Annotated in this window: 15 protein-coding genes; 3 read left to right on the top strand and 12 right to left on the bottom strand. The window is 63.3% G+C overall.

Annotated elements, in window-relative coordinates; genetic code table 11:
• Nucleotides 1-1,167 carry a succinyl-diaminopimelate desuccinylase gene (dapE, locus tag ACOZ9V_RS08070; protein WP_172169109.1) on the bottom strand — a complete coding sequence of 389 codons (1,167 nt, stop codon included), beginning with the start codon at nucleotides 1,165-1,167 and terminating at the stop codon, nucleotides 1-3.
• Nucleotides 1,168-1,208: 41 nt separating this feature from the next.
• Between dapE and dapD the strand changes: the two genes are divergently transcribed.
• Nucleotides 1,209-2,153, top strand: a complete 945-nt coding sequence (gene dapD / locus ACOZ9V_RS08065) for a 2,3,4,5-tetrahydropyridine-2,6-dicarboxylate N-succinyltransferase (protein WP_139907645.1) — start codon at nucleotides 1,209-1,211, stop codon at nucleotides 2,151-2,153.
• 609 nt (nucleotides 2,154-2,762) lie between these two features.
• Here the strand turns inward: dapD and ACOZ9V_RS08060 are convergent.
• From ACOZ9V_RS08060 to fdxA, 3 genes are all read right to left on the bottom strand, one after another.
• Nucleotides 2,763-4,046 carry a citrate synthase gene (locus ACOZ9V_RS08060; RefSeq protein WP_434595029.1) on the bottom strand — a complete coding sequence of 428 codons (1,284 nt, stop codon included), beginning with the start codon at nucleotides 4,044-4,046 and terminating at the stop codon, nucleotides 2,763-2,765.
• 234 nt (nucleotides 4,047-4,280) lie between these two features.
• Entirely contained in the window at nucleotides 4,281-5,402 is a 1,122-nt protein-coding gene (dapC, locus tag ACOZ9V_RS08055) for a succinyldiaminopimelate transaminase (RefSeq protein WP_434595027.1), read from the bottom strand.
• A gap of 3 nt (nucleotides 5,403-5,405) precedes the next feature.
• The gene (gene fdxA / locus ACOZ9V_RS08050) at nucleotides 5,406-5,732 is read right to left on the bottom strand and encodes a ferredoxin (RefSeq protein ID WP_025776980.1); all 327 of its coding nucleotides are present in this window, start codon (nucleotides 5,730-5,732) and stop codon (nucleotides 5,406-5,408) included.
• Between the two features lie 190 nt (nucleotides 5,733-5,922).
• Between fdxA and ACOZ9V_RS08045 the strand changes: the two genes are divergently transcribed.
• Nucleotides 5,923-7,008, top strand: coding sequence for a GNAT family N-acetyltransferase (locus ACOZ9V_RS08045; protein WP_434595024.1), 1,086 nt, complete (start codon nucleotides 5,923-5,925; stop codon nucleotides 7,006-7,008).
• A 45-nt stretch (nucleotides 7,009-7,053) separates the two neighbouring features.
• Here ACOZ9V_RS08045 and ACOZ9V_RS08040 read toward each other — a convergent pair whose 3' ends face one another.
• From ACOZ9V_RS08040 to ACOZ9V_RS08010, 7 genes are all read right to left on the bottom strand, one after another.
• Nucleotides 7,054-8,814, bottom strand: a complete 1,761-nt coding sequence (locus ACOZ9V_RS08040) for a VanW family protein (protein ID WP_434595022.1) — start codon at nucleotides 8,812-8,814, stop codon at nucleotides 7,054-7,056.
• Between the two features lie 48 nt (nucleotides 8,815-8,862).
• Nucleotides 8,863-10,182: a PIG-L family deacetylase gene (locus ACOZ9V_RS08035; RefSeq protein WP_434595020.1), complete on the bottom strand. Its 1,320-nt coding sequence runs from the start codon at nucleotides 10,180-10,182 to the stop codon at nucleotides 8,863-8,865.
• 52 nt (nucleotides 10,183-10,234) lie between these two features.
• Entirely contained in the window at nucleotides 10,235-12,145 is a 1,911-nt protein-coding gene (typA, locus tag ACOZ9V_RS08030) for a translational GTPase TypA (protein WP_139466927.1), read from the bottom strand.
• 106 nt (nucleotides 12,146-12,251) lie between these two features.
• Nucleotides 12,252-14,174 carry an ABC transporter ATP-binding protein gene (locus tag ACOZ9V_RS08025; RefSeq protein WP_139466926.1) on the bottom strand — a complete coding sequence of 641 codons (1,923 nt, stop codon included), beginning with the start codon at nucleotides 14,172-14,174 and terminating at the stop codon, nucleotides 12,252-12,254.
• Nucleotides 14,174-15,205, bottom strand: a complete 1,032-nt coding sequence (locus ACOZ9V_RS08020) for an ABC transporter permease (protein ID WP_139466925.1) — start codon at nucleotides 15,203-15,205, stop codon at nucleotides 14,174-14,176. The genes ACOZ9V_RS08025 and ACOZ9V_RS08020 overlap by 1 nt, the downstream gene beginning before the upstream one ends.
• Entirely contained in the window at nucleotides 15,202-16,746 is a 1,545-nt protein-coding gene (locus ACOZ9V_RS08015) for an ABC transporter permease (RefSeq protein WP_139907628.1), read from the bottom strand. The genes ACOZ9V_RS08020 and ACOZ9V_RS08015 overlap by 4 nt, the downstream gene beginning before the upstream one ends.
• 104 nt (nucleotides 16,747-16,850) lie before the next feature.
• Nucleotides 16,851-18,656, bottom strand: coding sequence for an ABC transporter family substrate-binding protein (locus ACOZ9V_RS08010; protein WP_139466923.1), 1,806 nt, complete (start codon nucleotides 18,654-18,656; stop codon nucleotides 16,851-16,853).
• A gap of 259 nt (nucleotides 18,657-18,915) precedes the next feature.
• Here ACOZ9V_RS08010 and ACOZ9V_RS08005 point away from each other — a divergent pair, with 259 nt between their 5' ends.
• Nucleotides 18,916-19,500, top strand: a complete 585-nt coding sequence (locus ACOZ9V_RS08005; protein ID WP_229663900.1) for a hypothetical protein — start codon at nucleotides 18,916-18,918, stop codon at nucleotides 19,498-19,500.
• Nucleotides 19,501-19,502: 2 nt separating this feature from the next.
• Here ACOZ9V_RS08005 and ACOZ9V_RS08000 read toward each other — a convergent pair whose 3' ends face one another.
• Nucleotides 19,503-20,156, bottom strand: a complete 654-nt coding sequence (locus tag ACOZ9V_RS08000; RefSeq protein WP_139466922.1) for an MBL fold metallo-hydrolase — start codon at nucleotides 20,154-20,156, stop codon at nucleotides 19,503-19,505.
• Nucleotides 20,157-20,198: the final 42 nt, after the last annotated feature.

Genomic DNA, 20,198 nt, shown 5'->3' with positions numbered 1-20,198 from the left:
TCACCGGCCCTGAAGGTAGCTGCGCAGAGTTGCGGTGGCCTGTTCCACCTCGGTGACTCTCACATGCTCGTCCGACTTATGGGCGTACAGAGGGTTGCCGGGACCGAAATTCACCGCCGGAACGCCGAGGGCGCTGAACCTGGACACATCCGTCCAGCCGAGCTTCGGTGCCGGGGACAGACCGAGGGTGTCGATGAAGTCCTGGGCGATCGCCCGGTCGAGTCCGGGGCGGGCCCCCTCGGCGGCATCGGTGACGACGACGTCGAATCCGGTGAAGAGCTCGCGCAGGAAGGATTCCGCCTCGGCGGCCGACTTGCTCGGAGCGAAGCGGTAGTTCACGGACACCACGCACTCGTCGGGCACGACGTTGCCGGCGACTCCCCCGCGGATGTTCACGGCGGACAGGGATTCGCGGTAGTCGAGCCCATCGACCGTGACGGTGCCCGTCTCGAATTCGGCGAGCCGGGTGAGGATCTCGGCGGCAGCATGGATGGCGTTGACACCCATGAAAGCACGGGCCGAGTGGGCCCGGACTCCGGTGGTGGTGACGTCGACGCGGATGGTTCCGTTGCAGCCGCCTTCGACGGAGGCGTTCGAGGGTTCGCCGAGGATCGCGAAGTCACCGGCCAGCCAATCGGGATGGTTGCGGGAGACGCGGCCGAGTCCGTTGAGTGAGGCATCGACCTCCTCATGGTCGTAGAAGACCCAAGTGACATCGCGGTTCGGACTGGTCAGCGCGGCCGCGGTGGACAGCTGCATCGCCACTCCGGCCTTCATATCGCAGGCACCCCGCCCCCAGATGACCTCATCATCGGGGTAGTCGTCTCCGGACATGTGGGTGCGTACGGGCGGAAGGTTGTCTTCGACGGGAACGGTGTCGAGGTGGCCGGCGACGACGATGCGCTCGGCCAGCCCCAGGTTCGTGCGAGCGATGACGGTGTCTCCGTCGCGGAGGATCTCCAGGTCCGGTCCCGGACCCGCGCTGATCCTCTCCAGCACAGCGACGACGGCATCGGCGAGGACGGTTTCGTTCCCGGACACGGATTCGATGGCGCACAGTCGGCCGGTGAGTTCGGCCGGGTCACCCACCGCGGCGAACAGGTACTCGCCGAGGTCGCCGACGGGCGCGAATATGGCATCAGTCTCAGCAGATGGATCGACAGTCATGTCTCTTAGCCTAGTACGGCGCCACCGTCTAGGCTTGAGGCATGACAGAACGCATCGTTTCCGCACGTGGACTCGCCACGATCCATTCCGACACCGTCCTCTCCGTCTGGTACCCGGTACTGAGCACCGGCGATACCCACGACACCGCCGAGGCGGCCGCCACCGCTCGCGCCGCCGACGACGGTCTCGACGCCCTGGAGGGCACCGATGAGGCTCGCGGCACCCGCTCAGAGGTCGTCACCACCACGATCGATCTCGACGCCGGTCCCGCCTCGGCGGCCGACGCCTACCTGCGTCTGCACGCACTGTCCCACCGCGTCGTGACCCCCAACGACGTCAACCTCGACGGAATCTTCGGCCATATCGCCAATGTCGTGTGGACCTCCTTCGGCGCCTGCTCCCCCGAGGACTTCGAGGCCACTCGCGCCAAGCTCCTCGCCCGCGGCCCTGTTGCCGTGTACGGGCTCGACAAGTTCCCGCGGATGACGGACTTCGTCATCCCCTCCGGCGTGCGCATCGCCGACGCCGACCGTGTCCGCCTCGGCGCTCACCTTGCTCCCGGCACCACCGTCATGCACGAAGGCTTCGTGAACTTCAATGCCGGGACGCTCGGTTCGGCCATGGTCGAAGGCCGCATCTCCCAGGGCGTCGTCGTCGGAGACGGCTCGGATATCGGCGGCGGAGCCTCAATCATGGGTACGCTCTCCGGCGGCGGCACGCACCGCATCTCCATCGGCTCGGGCAGCCTCCTCGGCGCGAACGCCGGTGTCGGCATCTCCATCGGCGATGACTGCATCGTCGAAGCCGGTCTCTACATCACTGCAGGCACTCGCGTGACGGTCCCTGGCGAAGACGATGCCGTGGTCAAGGCCGCCGAGCTCAGCGGGAAGAACAACATCCTTTTCCGCCGCAATTCGGTCACCGGCACCGTCGAGGCGATCGCTCGCGACTCAAAGGGCATCGAGCTCAACCCCGACCTCCACTGAGTCAGCCTCCGGCGACCGGCGAAACGGGTCTCATCGACCGACCTGCCGTTCGCTGGAAAGATGAGGGCACCTTGTTGACGGTGAGGCGGAAGCCGAATCGCCTGCGAAGAGCAGCCAAGGGCGCGTTCACATCATGTGGACGCGCCCTCAGCGCATTCACTCCTCCGATAACGCGCCCCATCGCTGCAGTCCTAGCGAACACGCACGCATCTGCCTCGCCTGCGAGCATGCATCCACCATGGCTCGTCGCAAATCACTCCGCTTGAGGCAAAACATCTCGCGCGTGCCATAACGCCCCGTTCCTGCAGGAGGTTGTGGCACCAACGGTGACGCATGCCCAAGCACGTGTAGGAGAAGCCACCACCGGCGCATAGTGGCACTACCGGTGCGGGATGGCGAACGAAGGCCCACGCTGAGGACATGTTGGCGACGGGAGGCCTGCCGGAGAAATGCACCTGTGAAAAGGGCAGCGCGGAACAGCGCAGCCGGTGCGGGGGAAAGGGCAGCGGCGCGGGACGGACCTGGGCAGTTACGACTGTGCCGGGCAGGTGAATGCACAACGGCGCCGGGCAGACGAATCTGCTCCGACGCCGTTGCGTCCGCTGGGACTCAGCGTTCGCTGATGTCCTTGTAGTTCCGGTTGTATTCGCCCGTGTAGATCTGTCGGGGACGGCCGATCTTCGTCTCGGGGTCCTTGATCATCTCGCGCCACTGGGCGATCCAGCCGGGCAGGCGACCGACCGAGAAGAGCACGGTGAACATATTCGTCGGGAATCCGAGAGCCTTGTAGATGAGGCCCGTGTAGAAGTCGACGTTCGGGTAGAGCTTGCGCTCGACGAAGTAGTCGTCGGCCAGCGCGATCTCTTCGAGCTGCTGAGCCAGTTCGAGCAGCGGGTCGCCGCCGGACCGCGCGAGAACCTCGTCAGCCGTCTTCTTGATGATCTTCGCGCGCGGATCGTAGTTCTTGTACACGCGGTGACCGAAGCCCATGAGACGGACGCCGTCTTCCTTGTTCTTCACGCGTTCCATGAACTTCTTCGGTCCGTCCTCGGAGGCCGCGATCTGCTCGAGCATCTCGAGCACTGCGGAGTTCGCGCCGCCGTGCAGCGGTCCGGCCAGGGCGTTGACGCCGGCCGAGATCGACTGGAACACGTTGGCCTGCGACGAGCCGACGAGGCGAACCGTCGAGGTCGAGCAGTTCTGCTCGTGATCGGCGTGGAGGATGAACAGCTGATCCATGGCCTTGACCGCCAGCGGATCCGGTTCGTATTCCTCAGCGGGAACGCCGAAGTTCACTCGCAGGAAGTTCTCCACGAGGCTCAGCGAGTTATCCGGGTGGATGACCGGCAGGCCCATGTTCTTCCGATGCGCAAGTGCCGCGATGGTCGGCATCTTCGCGAGCAGACGGAACGACGAGGTGTCGATCTGGTCTTCGTCAAAGACATCGAGGTCATCTTGGTAGAACGTCGACAAAGCCGCGACGGCAGCTGCAACCATAGGCATCGGATGAGCGTCGTACGGGAACGCTCGGAAGAAGCGCCGCAGGTCCTCGTGGACGATGGTGTGTCCGCGCAGGCGAGCGTCGAAGGCATCGTACTGTTCCTGAGTCGGCAGCTCACCGTAGATGAGGAGGTAGCAGACTTCGACGAAGTTCGACTGTTCCGCGAGCTGTTCGATCGGGTAACCGCGGTACTGCAGCTCACCGTTGTCACCATCGATGTAGGTGATGGACGACGAGGTGGTTGCAGTGTTGGCAAACCCTGGATCGTATGTGACCGCGCCGGTCTCTTTGAGCAGAGAACCGATACGGTATCCGTTGTTGCCCGCTGTTGCTGACACCTCGGGCAGTGTCAGCTCCGTATCAGCGATCCTGAGGTTCGCCTCCGAAGTCATTCGATCTCCTCACCGTTGACCGACCCCAAGAACTTCCTGAGGTGTTTTGCACAGTTCTTTCAAAGACTACCGACAACTGCGGGAATCAGAAAATCACTGCACGCTTCATTTACTGGCTGGTAATACGTCTGACCAGGGCAGATAACAGTTTTTCGCCCTGCATGAAGTCTTAGCAGGAACTTAGCGGACGCTCGGAAACCGTCGACTTCCTCGCACCGTGCCCCGCCCTCGTAATCATCTCGCGGCGGCCCGAAGACGCTCGGCCGCGGCTCGAATGCGTTCGTCGGTGGCGGTCAGCGCAATCCGCACATGGTCGGCAGCCGCCGCTCCGTAGAACTCTCCGGGACCCGCCACGATGCCGAGTTCGGCAAGGTCAGCCAGGGACTCCCAGCAGTTCTTGTCCGCGGTCGACCACAGGTAGAGACCAGCAGTCGAATGGTCGATGCGGAATCCGTACTCTTCGAGACCAGTTCGCAGCTGCTCGCGTCGTGACCGGTAGGTCTCCTTCTGCGCCAGCACGTGTTCGGTGTCGCGGAGTCCGGCGACCATGGCTTCCTGAATCGGGAACGGCACGATCATTCCCGCGTGCTTGCGTGAGCGGGTGAGATCGGAGATGAGCTCGGCGTCACCGGCGACGAACGCCGCGCGGTAGCCGGCGAGGTTCGACTGCTTCGACATCGAGTACACACTCAGCACACCGGCATTCGACTCCCCCGCGGCTGCAAGTACGCTCGGCGCCGGCTCATCGGATTCCCAATTGAGCAGTCCGTAGCATTCGTCCGATGCGACGACGACTCCGGCGGCACGAGCACGGCGAACCACCTCGGCGATGTTGTCGACGTCGAGGACCTCACCGGTCGGGTTGCTCGGCGTGTTGATCCACAGCAGACCGACACCGTCCAATGCCTCCCCGTCGACGATCTGCGCGGCGTCGAGACGGCGGCATTCGACACCAGCGATCGTCGCACCCATCTCGTAGGTCGGGTAGGCAGCGGAGGGACAGGCGACGGCCAGTCCTCGCTCGCGCAGCCCCAACAGGGTCGGCAGCCAGGCTACGAGCTCCTTCGAGCCCACAGTCGGCAGGATCTCCGTGGCGGGATCGAGCTGAACCGAATGCCAGTTCTCGTACCACCAGGCGACGGCTTCCCGAAGCTGTGCTGTTCCGGCGGTCGTCGGGTAGCCGTGCGCATCCCCTGCGTCCGACAGCGCACGCCGGATCACCTCGGGGGTGGGGTCGACCGGAGTGCCGATGGAGAGGTCACACACTCCGTCGGGATGCTCGGCGGCCCGGTGGCGGTATTCCGTGAGCCGGTCCCAAGGGTAGTCCGGGAGGTTGAGTCCGAAGGCGTTCGTCATCGGTCAGTCGTCGTGGTTCTGCGGCGGCAGGGCGGAGATGATCGGATGGTCCTTGCCGGTGTTGCCGAGCTTCGCGGCACCGCCGGGCGAACCGAGGTCATCGAAGAATTCGACGTTGGCCTTGTAGTACTCTTCCCACTCATCGGGCACATCGTCCTCATAGAAGATGGCCTCGACGGGGCACACCGGTTCGCACGCACCGCAGTCGACGCATTCGTCTGGGTGGATGTACAGGCTGCGTTCGCCCTCGTAGATGCAGTCGACGGGGCATTCGTCGATGCAGGCCTTGTCCTTGAGGTCGACACAGGGCTGGGCAATGATGTACGTCACTGGGCTGACTCCTCGAAAGACTCACAGATGGTGCGCATATACATCCCACAATACGCCTTCGCCCGATTCCCGTGACCACCGGTCTCAAGTGATTCGCATTGCATCTGACATCCCCGCCCACGCCTGCACCCGACCGGAACGTGCGTGTCATAGGGTGGGAGGGCATCAATTTCGCGGAGGAAGGCCAGAAGTGGACGATCTGCAGCCCGGCAGACGAGTGGTCGTGCGGTATTCGCTCGCACCCGGTGACACCCATTCGACGTCGGATGCCCTCGGCGTCGTCACAGCCGTCGACGAGGCGGGGCTCGAGATCGATACGAAGCGCGGCCCCCTGCGCATCGCTCGCGACCAGATCCTCCTCGTCCACGAGGTGCCCCCGGCTCCGACGAAGGCCGGGCGCACGCATGAGATCGTCTCCGCCGTGGATCTGCGGCGCATCTCCGCCGCCGCCTGGCTTCCCCACGACGTGTCCTGGCTGCACGTGGAGAATCTACGTAACGAAGGCACCGAGGCGGCCGCCGAGGTCAGTCTGCTGCAGAAGGGCTGGCTGCTGCGGCATTCGGAATCCGCGACCCGGCGCGCCAATTCCTGCCTGCCCGTGACCGACACCGGCCTCGGGTGGGAACAGGGCCTCGATGCCGTCGAGGAATGGTATCGGACCCGAGGCAGGCCGAGCCGCGTCCAGATCTATTCCGCTGACGATTCCTCGACGCTGGCACCCGAATGTGAGGGGCTCGCTCCCCTGCTCTCGGTTCGCGGCTACACCCCTTCCGGGGCCACACTTCTGCTCACCGGCGCCACCGCGGAGGCAGCCGGCGGTGCGTCCTCCCCCGCCGAGGCGGCCGCCGCCGGTCTGATCATCGACGTCTCCGATGCGCCGACCACCGAGCATTTCGCCGCATGGACGTCACAGCGCAGCCCCGGTGAGGAACCGGGTTCGGCCGAGGCGTTCAAGACACTCATCGAAGCCGATCAGCCGTGTGAGTTCGTCACCGCCTATGCCGAGCATCCCGATGGATCCCGGACCATGGTGGCGGCCTGCAGGGTGGTCGAGCGCAGCAAATGGGGTGTCATCACCAACCTCATCACTCGTCCCGATCTGCGACGACGCGGTGCCGGGCGTTCGGTGGCCGCTGCCTCGGCGGCACTGCTCGCTCAGCGCGGGGTCAGGTCCTACCTCGTCGACGTCGAGTCGAGCAATGAGGCGTCGCTGGGCCTCTTCGCCTCTCTCGGTGCGACAGTGCGTCACCGGTCCTGGTACGCCGAAGCACGCTGAACGGTCAGCTGAACGGTCAGCCGGACGGAATCCTGTGAGGAGGGTTCAGCCCTTGCACTCGACCTTGTTCACGGGCCGGTAGACCGTGGTGAAGCCGTCCTTCGTTGTCTTGCCCGAAGCGATGTCCTTCATGGTCCGGGTGATCCGGATCGACCAGCCGCCCTTCGGCGACTGCGGGGAGCAAGAAGGCCCGCTTTCGGTGACCGACCCCGGTGAGGTGTGGTTGAACCGATCCGAGGCGTCGGCCGACACATCGTACTTCTTGACGCCGAAGACCTTCGCATGGACCTCTCCGTCTTTGAGGTACATGTCGAGGACGACCGGAGTCTTCGAGTTGTTCGTGAACTTCATATCGATCGACGACCAGTCGAGGGTCGACTCGCGGCCCTCCGGATAGCGGGAGATATAACGCGAATGCGCCTGGTGTTCGTCGAGTTCGAAGCCGGCGAAGAACGCCGCATTGAACAGAGTCGTCGACACCTGTGAGACGCCGCCGCCGTAGTCTTCCTTCATCTGCCCTTCGGAGATCACGCCGGCAGGTTTGTAGCCGTTTGCGGCGGTGCGCTGGCCCAGAGCTTCATTGAGGGAGAACTGCTCACCGGGTTTGAGAACGGTGCCGGAGACCCTCTTCGCAGCCACCCGCAGGTTCGTATCGCGGTTGGGTTCGGAGCTGTAGCCGGTGGAGAAGTGTGACACGGTGTCGGAGACATCGGCCTTCTTCGCGTCCTTCGTCGTGAACTCGGGTTTGACCGAGGCCAGTGTCACCGTGGGCTTGTCCTCCTTGCCGTTGATGGCATCGGTGACCGCGCCAGTCAGCTCCTTGGCCTTGATCCCGATTCCATCGCGGGAGGGCACGACCTCGGGCTTGCCGTCCTTGATCTCGAAACTCGCGTCTTCGGCCGGTCGCCCGATGTCCTTGTTCGCGGCCAGCACGGACTTCTGCAGGGCCTCCTGATCGAAGACAGGCTTGAGCTTCGAGTCCTCGGCCTTGAACGTCAGAGTCTTCGCGACGGTCTTCGGAGACACGGTGAGGTCACCGCCCTTGACCTTCGAATCCGCATCCTTCCCAGGCTTCGCCGTGATCGTGAGGTCCTTGCTCACCGCGTCTTTCGCGAATCCGTCGGCCATGTCCTCGGCTTCGGACGTGGTGATATCGGGGTCGACGTTCGTCGGACTGACCGGGAGAGCATCCTCGGTGCGCAGCCAATGATCGTCGACGGCGGTGCGCACGGCGGCGGTCTCGACGGTCTGGCCCTTCTTGCCGTCCTTGACCTTCGGTGTGGTCTTGTCGAACTCGAGTTCGGCGTCCTTGGGATCCACGGCCAGGGATTCCGTGACCTTCGCAGTCTCCTTGTCGAACTTCTCCTCGTCGACCTCGATGACGGGATCCACTTCGTCCTCGCCGAACAGGCGGTCCCAGATGACGGTGGGGTCGAGGCTGAAGCCGGTGATGCGCTCGACTGTCGCTTCCGCGTCGAAGGTGATTCCGGCCTTCTCCGGGTCGAGCTTCGCCGTCGGTTCTCCGGCCTTCAAGACGATGTCCTTCTCCGCGTCATCGCGCAGGTCGTTGCGCAGTGTGTTCTCGGCGTCTGTCGCGGACTTGCCGCCGATGTCGATTCCCGCCACGGTCGTCCCCGGCGCGAGCATGCGACCGCTGAAGAAGCCGATCACCACATAGATGGCGGCCAGCACAACGACGGCCACGAGGATGAAGGGCCAGACCGACTTCTTCCGGGCAGCGCTGCCGGACGGGTCGGGCCCGCCTGCGTTCGAGGTTCCATCGGACAGGGTATTGGTCGGCATCATTCTCCCGAGGGTGTCGATAACGACTGATTCGGTGCGGTTCGCACGAGTCTAGCGAGTGCGATCGTGCCCGCGCACGTTGATGAAGGAGAAGACGGCAGTTAGGACCATCGGTCCGAGCAGCCATACAACGGAACGCAGCAGTCCGGTGACGATCATATCTGCGCCGGGCAGCCACTTCGGCTGGCCGAAGACGAAGGACAGTACGGCGATGATCACGGCGGCGACCAGCATCGGGGCGCTGCTGCGATACATCGTCTTCAGATGCCACAGCCCCGCAGCGGCCAGAGCCAGGGCCAGCACGAGTCCCCACGGCAGGATGATCGGGGTCTCGCCGAGGTCGACCACCGTGACGTTGAGATGCTGCATTGTGCCGAGGAAGGCGATGAGCAGTCCGAGCACAGCGGAGTGGAGGTAGGCGAAGATTCCGGGCTTCCGCGGTGCGCGACTCCGACGCAGGGGCTGAGCCGCTGTATTCTCCTGAGCTTCGACCGCTGCGACATCGAGGCCGGCGAGCACGTGCGGGGCGAATCCGGCGTTGAGGATCTCCGTCGGGATCGGCGCCCCGGCTCCGATAGAGAAGTATTCACGGTCGCCGATCTTCTGGCCGACTCCGTTGGACAAGGCGAAGAAGCCGCCGGCGACACTCACTTGGGTGCGGTGGGCTTCCAGCGCTGCCCGTTTCGCCGGCAGCACCGCGCTGACGTCCTGGTCGATGACGATCTGACCGACCGGCGGTTTGGCCGGGATCGTGTCGGCGGGGGCGAATCCGGTGTCTGCGAAGCCTGCCTGGTGCGGGTCGAACGAACGGCGGGCCACCTCGGCGGGGGTGTCGACGTAGAGCAGTCGACCGGTCCGCCATTCGGCGAAGTCGATTGCCGCGGTCGTGGCCTCGTGCACCCGCACGTGGTCGGGGTGACCGTAGCCCCCGTTGGCGGCGTAGGTGATGATCGCGTGCGGTTCGAAGGCGTCGATGACGGCGGCGATGTGTCTGGCCACGGTCGTGATGTCGGCTGCGCACAGAGCGTTGTCGGTCATCGATGCCGCGGGTCGAGCGTGACCGTCCGGTCCCCATTCCATTCCCGAATCCTCGAAGGTGCGCGTGGTCCCGCCGAGGAAGGTGTGCATACGCACACCGAGAGCAAGCATCGCCTCGGCGATCTCCTGCTCCCGGACCCGGGCGAGACCGGCCCGGTCGCCCTCGAGCTGCTTCAGCTCTGCGGGGATGACCTCGCCGCCCTCACCGCGGGTGGCGGTGAGCACCATGACCTCGGCACCCTCGGAGACCAATTCGGCGATCGTGCCGCCCGTCGTGATCGTCTCATCGTCGGGATGAGCGTGCACGAGGAGGACGCGTGGCGTAACAGTCATTGGTTCCTGGGTGCTCGAGGTCATTCGGTGCTGCCGGATCAAGGAATCCGGCTCAGGCGTTCTGGCGGCGCATCTTCGCGTAGAGCTTTGCGCGTTCCTTCTGATCGAGTTCGACCTTGCGGATGCGGATGGCACCCGGGGTGACCTCGACGCACTCGTCCTCACGAGCGAACTCGAGGCTCTCCTCGAGGGTCAGCTTGCGCGGCGGAGTGAGGTTCTCGAAGCTGTCGGCAGAAGCCGAACGCATGTTCGTCAGCTTCTTCTCCTTCGTGATGTTGACGTCCATATCGTCGGCGCGCGAGTTCTCGCCCACGATCTGGCCTTCGTAGACCTCGGAGGTCGGTTCGACGAAGAAGGTACCGCGGTCCTGCAGGTTGATCATCGCGTACGGGGTCACTGTTCCCGCGCGGTCGGCCACGAGAGATCCGTTGATGCGGAACTCGATGTTGCCGGCCCACGGTCCGTATCCGGCCGAGATCGTGTTCGCGATACCGGTGCCGCGGGTCTCGGTGAGGAACCGAGTGCGGAATCCGATGAGGCCGCGAGCGGGGACCTTGAACTCCATCCGCACCCAGCCGGTGCCGTGGTTCGTCATGGTCGACATGACACCCTTGCGGGCAGCCAGCAGCTGGGTCACGGCGCCGAGGTAGTCCTCCGGCACATCGACCGTGAGCTCTTCGAAGGGCTCATGGACCTTGCCGTCGACCTGTTTGGTCACAACCTGAGGCTTGCCGACCGTGAGTTCGAATCCTTCACGGCGCATCTGCTCGACGAGGATGGCCAGAGCCAGCTCACCGCGACCCTGGACCTCCCAGGCGTCGGGGCGTTCGGTCGGGACGACTTTGAGCGAGACGTTGCCGACGAGCTCCTGGTCGAGGCGGTCCTTGACCATGCGGGCGGTGACCTTCGTGTTCTTCTCACGGCCGGCCAACGGGGAGGTGTTGATACCCACGGTCATCGAGATCGCCGGATCGTCGATGACGATCGCCGGCATCGGCTTCGGATTGTTGATGTCGGTGAGCGTGTCACCGATCATGATGTCGGGAATGCCGGCGACGGCGACGATGTCACCGGCCGAGGCCTCCGTGGCGGGCACCCGGTCGAGACCCTGGGTCTCGAGCAGTTCGGTGATCTTCACCGAGCTGATCTCGTCACCGCGGGCCCAGGCGACCTGCTGGCCCTTCTTCAACGTGCCGCCGAAGATGCGCAGCAGAGCCAGACGGCCGAGGAACGGCGAGGCGTCGAGGTTCGTGACATGTGCCTGGAGGATGCCGTCGGAGTTGATCTCCGGTGCCGGGATCGTCTCGAGAATGGTCTTGAACAGCGGTTCGAGGTCGGGGTTGTCCGGGACCGCTCCATCGGCGGGCTGTTCGAGGGAGGCGGCACCTGCCTTCGCGGCGGCGAAGACGACGGGCACATCGAGGACGGAGTCGACGTCGAGGTCGGGGACTTCGTCGGCGAGGTCGGAGGCCAGACCCAGGAGCAGGTCCTGAGCTTCCTCGACGACTCCGTCGATGCGGGCATCGGCACGGTCGGTCTTGTTGATCACGAGGATGACGGGCAGCTTCGCGGCCAGCGTCTTGCGCAGGACGAAGCGGGTCTGCGGCAGCGGACCTTCCGATGCGTCGACGAGGAGGACGACGCCGTCGACCATGGACAGTCCGCGCTCGACCTCACCACCGAAGTCGGCGTGCCCGGGGGTGTCGATGACGTTGATGACGATGGGGTCCTCGCCGGCCGAGGGACCGTTGTAGAGGACGGAGGTGTTCTTCGCGAGAATGGTGATGCCCTTCTCACGTTCGAGGTCGCCTGAATCCATGACGCGTTCGGCGAAGTCGCCGTGTTCGCTGAACACACCGGTCTGCCGGAGCATGGCGTCGACCAGCGTGGTCTTGCCGTGGTCGACGTGTGCGACGATTGCTACGTTTCGGCGGTTTTCCCGTCGTGTGATGGCTTCAGTCATCAAGAACCTTTTTGAGATAGAGAGATCGGTCCAGCCCGGACCCAACAGACAATTATACGGCCACCCGCACGCTCTCGCGTGCAGGTGGCCGTCAGCTTGGGCGGACTCAGGCGTTCATCGTGGCCTCGAGAACCGCGTCCCTGGCCTCCCGACGCTTGCGCTGCTCCTGCGGATCCGGAACGGGAACCGCAGACAGCAGACGCTGTGTGTACGGGTGGACGGGGTTCGACACGACCTGTGAGGACTTGCCGATCTCGACGAGGTAGCCGTGGCGCATCACCGCGATGCGCTCGGCGATGCGCTCGACCACGGCCAGGTCGTGGCTGATGAACAGACACGCGAAGCCGTATTCCTTCTGCAGACCTTCGAACAGGTCGAGGACCTTCGCCTGCACGGACACGTCGAGGGCCGAGGTCGGCTCATCGGCGATGAGCAGCTTCGGGCGCAGGGTCAGGGCACGGGCGATGCCGATGCGCTGACGCTGACCTCCGGAGAGCTCATGCGGATAGCGGTTGCGCATAGAAGTCGGCAGTTCGACCGCGGTCAGCAGCTCCTCGACCCGCTTGCTCAGCTCCGGCCCTTTCATCCCCTCGTGGAGGTAGAGCGGCTCACCGATCGACTCTCCGACCGGCAGTCGCGGGTTGAGCGAGGAACCGGGATCCTGGAACACGATCCCGACTTCCTTGCGCAGGGGCCTCATCTGCTTATTGCTCAGGCCCTTGATGCTCGTGCCGTTGACGACCATGTCGCCTTCAACGGTGGGCAGCAGCCCGAGAGCGGCGCGCCCGATCGTGGTCTTGCCCGACCCCGACTCCCCCACCAGGCCCACGACTTCGCCGGGGGCGATCATTAGATTGATGTGATGAGCGGCGCGGAAGGCCTTCTTCCTTCCGATTGCGGGGTACTCGATCGCGGCGTCACGCAGCTGCAGGGCAGAGGGCTTCGAGAAGTCCGCCTGCGAACCTGGATGGTAGTACGTCTCCGTGGAGTCCATCTCGATATCGGGACGGTCCTGCGCGGTCACCTGAGCGCGAGCCTCGGCCACGGCCATATCGGCAGCCCCGGCCTCGGAGAGACCGTCGCCACCTACGGCGGAGTCCGGTGCGCCGACCGGGTCATCGGCGTGCGAGGCCTGATCGGAAGTGATATCGGACAGCGAGGCCTCGACATCGTCGATGCTGCCGCCGAATGCTTCGCTGTCGGTACCCTCACCGAGGTGGGGAACAGCCTCGAGGAGCTGCTTCGTATACGGATGCTGCGGGTTGTAGAAGATCTCCTCCGCGGTACCCGATTCGACCACCTTGCCGGCGCGCATGACGATGATGCGATCGGCCATATCCGCCACCACGCCCATATCGTGCGTGATGAGGATGATGCCCGCATCGAGCTTCGACTTCAGTTCGCGCATGAGCTTGAGGATCTCGGCCTGCACCGTGACGTCGAGCGCCGTGGTCGGCTCATCGGCGATGAGCAGCTTCGGCTGACAGGCCAGAGCCTGCGCGATCATGATGCGCTGACGCTGACCGCCGGAGAGCTGATGCGGGAACGAATGGAACCGATCCTCCGGATCAGGGATCTCCACCAGCCGCATGAGCTCGAGCGCCCGTTGCTTCGCCTCACTGGGACCGATGTCGAGGTGGACGCGCAGCGTCTCCACGATCTGGTACCCCGCGGTGTAGACCGGGTTGAGCGCAGTCATCGGCTCCTGGAAGATCACGGAGATGTCGTTGCCGCGCACGGCCTGCATCTTCTCCGGAGGCATGCCGATGAGTTCGCGCCCATTGAGCTTCGCTGAGCCGGTCGCACGGCCGTTGCTCGGCAGGAGGCCGAGCAGTGACATGCTCGACTGCGACTTTCCGGAGCCGGACTCGCCGACGATCGCAAGAACCTCGCCGGCATTGACCGTGTAGTCGAGGTGTTCGGCGGCCATCCACCATTCGTCGCTGACCCAGAACTGGACTCCGAGGTCATTGACCTCGAGGATCGGGGAGCCCGTCTTCGGCTGGGCCTCTGCTTTCTTCTCAGCCATCACTTCGCCTCTTTCTGTGCCATGCGCTCGGCCTTCTTCATCTTCCTCCAACTCGGGATGGTCTTCATCCGCGGGTCGAACGCGTCGCGCAGACCGTCGCCGATGAAGTTCACACACAGAGCGATGACGATGATGAACAAGCCGGGCCACCAGAACAGCCACGGACGAGTGGCGAAGGAGGTCTGGTATTCGCTGATGAGCTGTCCCAACGAGATGCCGGGCGGTTTGATGCCGAAGCCGAGGTAGCTCAGCGAGGCTTCGAGCACGATCGCCTGACTCATGATCAGCGTCGTGTTGACGATGATGACGCCCATGGCATTGGGCAGCATGTGCTTGAACATGATCCGGAAATCGCTGGCCCCGGCCACGCGGGCCGAATCGACGAACTCCCGTTCGCGCAGCGACATGAAGTCACCGCGGACGAGACGTGCAAGACCCACCCAGAGGATGCAGCCCAGCGCCACACCGAGCAGCGGGCCGTTCGCTCCGCCGACGAGCACACCGAGGATCGATCCGACCACGATGACCGGCAGGATGACGAAACCGTCGGTGATGCGCATGAGCACCGAATCGACCCAACCGCGGTAGTAGCCCGCAACAGCACCGACGACCGTGCCGATGATCAGGCAGACGATGCCGATGATGAACATGACGACGAGAGAGATCTGTGTCCCTTTCATCACTCGGGAGAAGTTGTCACGACCGATCTCATCCTGACCGAAGGGATGATCACCGAGTGAGAAGAAGTTCGCAAACGACCAGGTCGGGGCTCCGCCGGGGTTGACCACGGGCCCGGACGCCGTATGACTGAACTTCCACCAACCGGGGATTCCCGCAAATCCCTGTGCGCTGAAGGCGAAGATGGCCACGAGCACAAGGACGACGATGGAGATCATCGCGCCTTTGTGACGGAGGAATTTGCGCAGGACGATCTTGCCCTGGGAAAGACCTTCGGTTTCCTTCGACTCGATCGCATTGTCCCCGACTTCGTCGAGGGCGAGAGCGTTCTGTTTGTCGTTGTCAGTACTCATGCGTTCACTCGGATTCTCGGGTCGAGGACGGCATAGAGGAAGTCCGCGACCAGGTTGGCGATGATAGCGAGCAGGCCTGTGATCAGGATGTAGGCCATGACCGGGTCGAGCTCTGCCTGTCTCAGCGAATCGATGAAGAGCTTGCCCATGCCGTTCCAGCCGAAGATCGTCTCCGTGATGACGGCACCGCCGATCATTGTGATGATGTCGACGGGAACGACCGAGGCCAATGGCAGCAGCGCATTGCGCATAGCGTGCCGCATGATCACCGTACGTTCGTTGAGACCTTTGGCTCGTGCCGTGCGGATGTAGTCCTGGCCCAGGACCTCGAGCATCGAACCGCGGGTATAGCGGGTGTACGAGGCGAAGGAGATGAGGACGAGAGCGATCGACGGCAGCAGCAGGTGAGTGAACGAGTCGAGGTTCGTGATCCAGAAGTCGCCGTCGATATTCGGCGCCGATGCACCGATCGTCGCGATCGGACGATTGTTGATGGCCGGGTCGTCCGAATACTCCTGCCAGCCCTGCAGCACACGGTCGGCGAAGATGAGCACTGCCACGATGATGGCCGTGAAGCTCGTCGTGCGCGCGGTATCCCAGGGATCCGGGCCTCGGAATGCCAGACCGATGCCGACGGCGACGGCGATCGCAACGATGAAGAGCCCGAACATCCACAGCCAGTTCATGTCGACGTAGTAGAAGAGGTTCATCAGCGGCCAGTAGAGCAGCGCGCCGACGGCCACCGTGATGAGTGTGGCATAGAGCACGCGGCGGTTCTTCAGGCCCGTCGACAGGTACGTCATGACGATGGCCGCACCGGCGCCGATGACGACCACGCCGAGGAGGCCGATCGTCGGGTGCTGCATCCAGCCGCTGGCGAGGATGTAGTAGATGGTGCCGAAGGTGATGACCGCTGCGGCGACGAAGGTGATCACGCGACGCTTCGCGCTGCCGCCGAGCGCACCCATCCAGAACAGCCCCATGGCCACACAGCCGATGATGATCGGCCACCAGGATTCCAAGGTCGGATCGTTGATGAAGTTGTTGATGTCGATCGCTCCGTACTGCTTGAGCAGCACCGCCACCCAGAAGACGGGCAGCGAGTAGAGGAGGAACGAGACGAAGGTGATGAAGTAGTCGAAGCCCGAGTACTGGCGGATGGCCGAGATCATGCCGACGGCGATGCCGAGGATGATGGCCACGATCGTCGAGGCGGTGATGAGCTTGATCGTGTTGACGATCGCGCCCTGCAGCTGTTCGGTGACTTCCTGACCCGACTTCCAGGCGATGCCGAAGTCACATTGGCCGATGGCGCAGCCGCCGACTCCTGCCAACCACTTGAAATACCGGACGATGGCCGGAGTGTCGAGGTCGAGGAGACGTCGACGCGACTCGTAGAGAGCTTCGATGTTCGGTGATGTGCTCGCGCGCAGGTCCCAGAAGAAGTCGAGCGCGACGTTGAGGAGCAGGTAGAGGACGAAGGTGACGACGAGGAGCACGAGCGCTGTCGACAGCAATCGTCGGAGGATGAATCTGATCATGATGGGAGTTCCGTTTCAATCTTCCGAAAACGCCGCTGTGGGGACCACACAGTGATCCCCACAGAGGGCTTGAGTGGAGAAGAACCGATCGCGTCAGTCGCGGATCAGTTGACTTCCCACTCCCAGTAGTTCCAGAACATCGTCGGCGACACAGCGGTCGACTTCACGTTCTTCACGCTGTCACGGTAGATCGTCAGTTCGGGGAACTGGAAGATCGGCGCACCGAAGGCATCTTCGGTCAGCTGCTTCTCCATGTCGATGAGGAGATCCTGCTGCTCCTCTTCCTTGGACACGAGAAGCTTGTCGAGGATCTTGTTCATCTTCTCGCTCTTGTAGCCGCCGTAGTTGTTCTGCGCACCGTAGCGGAAGTTCGCATCGTTCTCGGACACGCCGGTGCCCTCGGACTGCCAACCGAACAGCGAAACATCGTAGGTGCCGTCACCGAGGCGGGTGCCCCAGTTGACATCTCCGACGTCCTTGATCTTGAAGCCGGCTTTCTCAGCCGATTCCTTGATCAGCTGGAATTCCTGCTGACGACGCGAGTTCGTGTTGTCGTACATGACACGCACGGTCGGGGAGTCCACTCCGGCTTCCTTGAGCAGCTTCTTCGCGGCCTCGACGTCACCATCTGCGGCATCGGCGACGCCGTTGACCTTGGTGATCGCGTCGTACATCGGCGAGCCCGGCACCTGCGAGTACGAATCACGGGTGACGGCTTTGTCGTTGAGGGGCTTGATGATCTTCTCGACGATGTCCTCACGCGGCAGAGCCTTGAGGAACGCCTGACGGACCTTCTTCGCCTTCTCCTCGTCGCCGCCGTTGGCAGCAGGATCGAAGGGACCCTTGTTGTCGAAGGTGAAGTCGACGTGCTCATACGTCGCACCATCGGCGGCATCGACATTGACTCCGTCGATCTTCTCGGCGGCGGAGAGGACGTCAGCGGTCGCCTGCGGCTGAGTCATATCGACCTCACCGTTCTCGATCGCCTGGATCATCGCCATCGGGTCGCCGTTGTAGCGGACCGTGACTGTCTTGACCTTCGGCTTCACCGGACCGGTGTACTTGTCGTCGAGCTCGAGGGTGACATACTGTCCCTCCTCGAACTTCGTCATCTTGTACGGACCGTTGTGGACCAGCAGGTCCTCGTCCTTCGGCATCGAAGTGAAGTCGAACCCGGTGTTCCAGGTGTTCGAGATCTTCGACAGCTTCTCGGTGTCCTTGTCCTTGATGGCCTTGAGGATGGCCTCCTTGCCCTTCTCGGCATCGTCGATCCCGAGAGCCTTCTTCGCCACGATATGAGCGGGCACACCGACGCCGTCGGCACCAGTGCCGAATTCGGTCTGCCAGTCGGCGAAGGGCTTGGAGTATTCGAGGGTGATCTCCTTGCCGTCGTCGGAGATCTCGGGGAACTTCTTGATCAGAGCCGAACCGGCGGTCGAGGAATCGAAGTAGACGGTCTTCGCGTCGTTCTTCTTCACCGTTCCGTCGTCGTTGTTGTTGGCTTCGACGGTGTTGAAGTTCGCCGAGGTGCCGGCCCAGGTCAGCGCCAGGTCGGCGGCGTCGACGGGGGTGCCGTCGGACCACTTGGCATCATCATTGAATGTGTACTTGACCTTGAGCGGGTCTTCGGAAACCTGTTCGACCTTGCCGAGGGCTCCGTCCTGAACTTCGAGGTCACCATCGTAGTACCCGAAGTTGTCATTCATCATGTAGGTGAGAATGGCGTTCGAGGTTGCATTGCCGTTGGCGGTCAACGTATTCATCGACCGGAACGATTCGTTCCAACCGATATTGATGGCGGTGTCCTTCGATGCTTCGTCGTCATCGCCTCCGCCAGGGGGTGTGCAGGCGGTGAGCACCATTGCAGCGGCAGCCACAGAGGCACCAGCCGCGAGGAAGCGCTTGTTCACGTTCTCTCCTTGTTGTTCTAGGGCGAGTCACCCTCGTTCTTGCACCCCAAAGCCGGAGTGCATTCCGGTCACGTGAAGCATTTCGGCAGAGACCGAAGCGCATGTGACCGCGTTCATGTTTTTCACATGGATTGCAACAAAGTTAATTCACCGGCGACTGTGACGGAGTCCACATAATGAGCAAATTTCGGAATCGTTACCGTTTCGAAACCAAGGGAACAGACAACTTTTGTTCAGTCTCAATGGATAGGATGATCAGGTGGCTGACAGTGAGATAGATCGCAATGAGACCGAGCCGACCGTCGTGCGGACGACGAGTTCGACGGCCCTGTTCTTCATCGTCGGCGGGCTCTGCGCCTTGGGCGTGCTCTCAATCCTCTTCGGCGATTTCACGCTGCGCGGTCTGGCCGCCGCAGGCATCCCTCTGGCCGTCGGCACCTTGGTCTTCGTCTTCTACCGGTTCCCCCGCGTCGAGCTGCACAGACAGCAGCTCATCTTGGTCAATCCGCTGCAGACCGTGACGATCCCGTGGAACCTCGTCGACGGCTTCGAGACCCACTTCGGTCTGAGCGTGCGCACCCATGAGAAGAAGTTCGCCTCATGGCCGCTGGCCGGCAAGGGCAAGAAGTGGGAGAAGGACGAGCACGATATGCGCCGGCTCGTCGAGAATCCGAGCCCGGCCGTCGACACAGTGCTCGAGCGCTATTCGTCGCTCAGCGACGCAGAACTCGCCAACCCCGGTGGGCAGCGTGTCATCGAGACGAGATGGAACATCGGCATCATCGCCGTGGGTCTCCTCGCCATCGTCTGGGCGCTCTTCGGCTTCGCGGCACTGCCGAGCTGAGGTCACCAGCCGCGTTCGCGCCACTCCCCCAGTTTCGGACGTTCCTCGCCCAGGGTGGTCGAGTCCCCGTGTCCGGGCAGGACGAGAGTCTCGTCCGGAAGTTCGCCGAATACCCGCTCCTCGAGGTCGTCCATGAGTGAGGTGAAGTCCTCCGCCGACCAGGTCTTGCCCGGCCCGCCCGGAAACAGCGAGTCACCGGAGAACAGGATCGTCTGACCGCCGTCGCGCAGAAGCAGTGCGATCGAGCCGGGAGTGTGCCCGCGCAGTGCGATGGCTTGGAGGACGAATCCGCCGAAGTCCCCGACATCGAGGTGATCGACAGAGTGCGCGATCTCCACGCCTTCCGCCTCGGTGATGGCGGCCGCGTCCGCGGCACCGGCGATCGTCATCGCCTCGGGATAGTTCGCCGAGGTGGCCGGCAGTGCCCGAATATGATCCCAGTGCTGGTGTGTGGTGATGATCGCTCGCAGCATGGGTTCCGCGTCGGTGTCCTGGGCTCCCGAGTCGATGAGCTCGGTGATCGCCTCGGCGTCGTCGGCGGCGTCGATGAGCACCTGGGAGCCGGTCTCTTTGGCGGTGAGCAGATAGACGTTGTTCGCCATCTCGGAGACCGCGATAGAGCGGATGATGACGTGCTCGGTTTCGATCGTGTGCATTTCCAAACTCCTCAATCTGTGCTGATGCTTCCGAGGTTCAGG

This window comes from Brevibacterium sp. 1718, assembly GCF_051131255.1.
GTDB classification, from domain to species: domain Bacteria; phylum Actinomycetota; class Actinomycetes; order Actinomycetales; family Brevibacteriaceae; genus Brevibacterium; species Brevibacterium sediminis.
The sequence above is the reverse complement of the archived record's forward strand: the minus strand, read 5'-3'. Positions and strand labels throughout refer to the sequence as shown.

Coding starts and splice junctions, on each gene's coding strand:
- dapE (WP_172169109.1), bottom strand. CDS start 1,167: ATGACTGTCGATCCATCTGCTGAGACTGATGCCATATTCGCGCCCGTC.
- dapD (WP_139907645.1), top strand. CDS start 1,209: ATGACAGAACGCATCGTTTCCGCACGTGGACTCGCCACGATCCATTCC.
- ACOZ9V_RS08060 (WP_434595029.1), bottom strand. CDS start 4,046: ATGACTTCGGAGGCGAACCTCAGGATCGCTGATACGGAGCTGACACTG.
- dapC (WP_434595027.1), bottom strand. CDS start 5,402: ATGACGAACGCCTTCGGACTCAACCTCCCGGACTACCCTTGGGACCGG.
- ACOZ9V_RS08040 (WP_434595022.1), bottom strand. CDS start 8,814: ATGATGCCGACCAATACCCTGTCCGATGGAACCTCGAACGCAGGCGGG.
- ACOZ9V_RS08035 (WP_434595020.1), bottom strand. CDS start 10,182: ATGACTGTTACGCCACGCGTCCTCCTCGTGCACGCTCATCCCGACGAT.
- typA (WP_139466927.1), bottom strand. CDS start 12,145: ATGACTGAAGCCATCACACGACGGGAAAACCGCCGAAACGTAGCAATC.
- ACOZ9V_RS08025 (WP_139466926.1), bottom strand. CDS start 14,174: ATGGCTGAGAAGAAAGCAGAGGCCCAGCCGAAGACGGGCTCCCCGATC.
- ACOZ9V_RS08020 (WP_139466925.1), bottom strand. CDS start 15,205: ATGAGTACTGACAACGACAAACAGAACGCTCTCGCCCTCGACGAAGTC.
- ACOZ9V_RS08015 (WP_139907628.1), bottom strand. CDS start 16,746: ATGATCAGATTCATCCTCCGACGATTGCTGTCGACAGCGCTCGTGCTC.
- ACOZ9V_RS08000 (WP_139466922.1), bottom strand. CDS start 20,156: ATGCACACGATCGAAACCGAGCACGTCATCATCCGCTCTATCGCGGTC.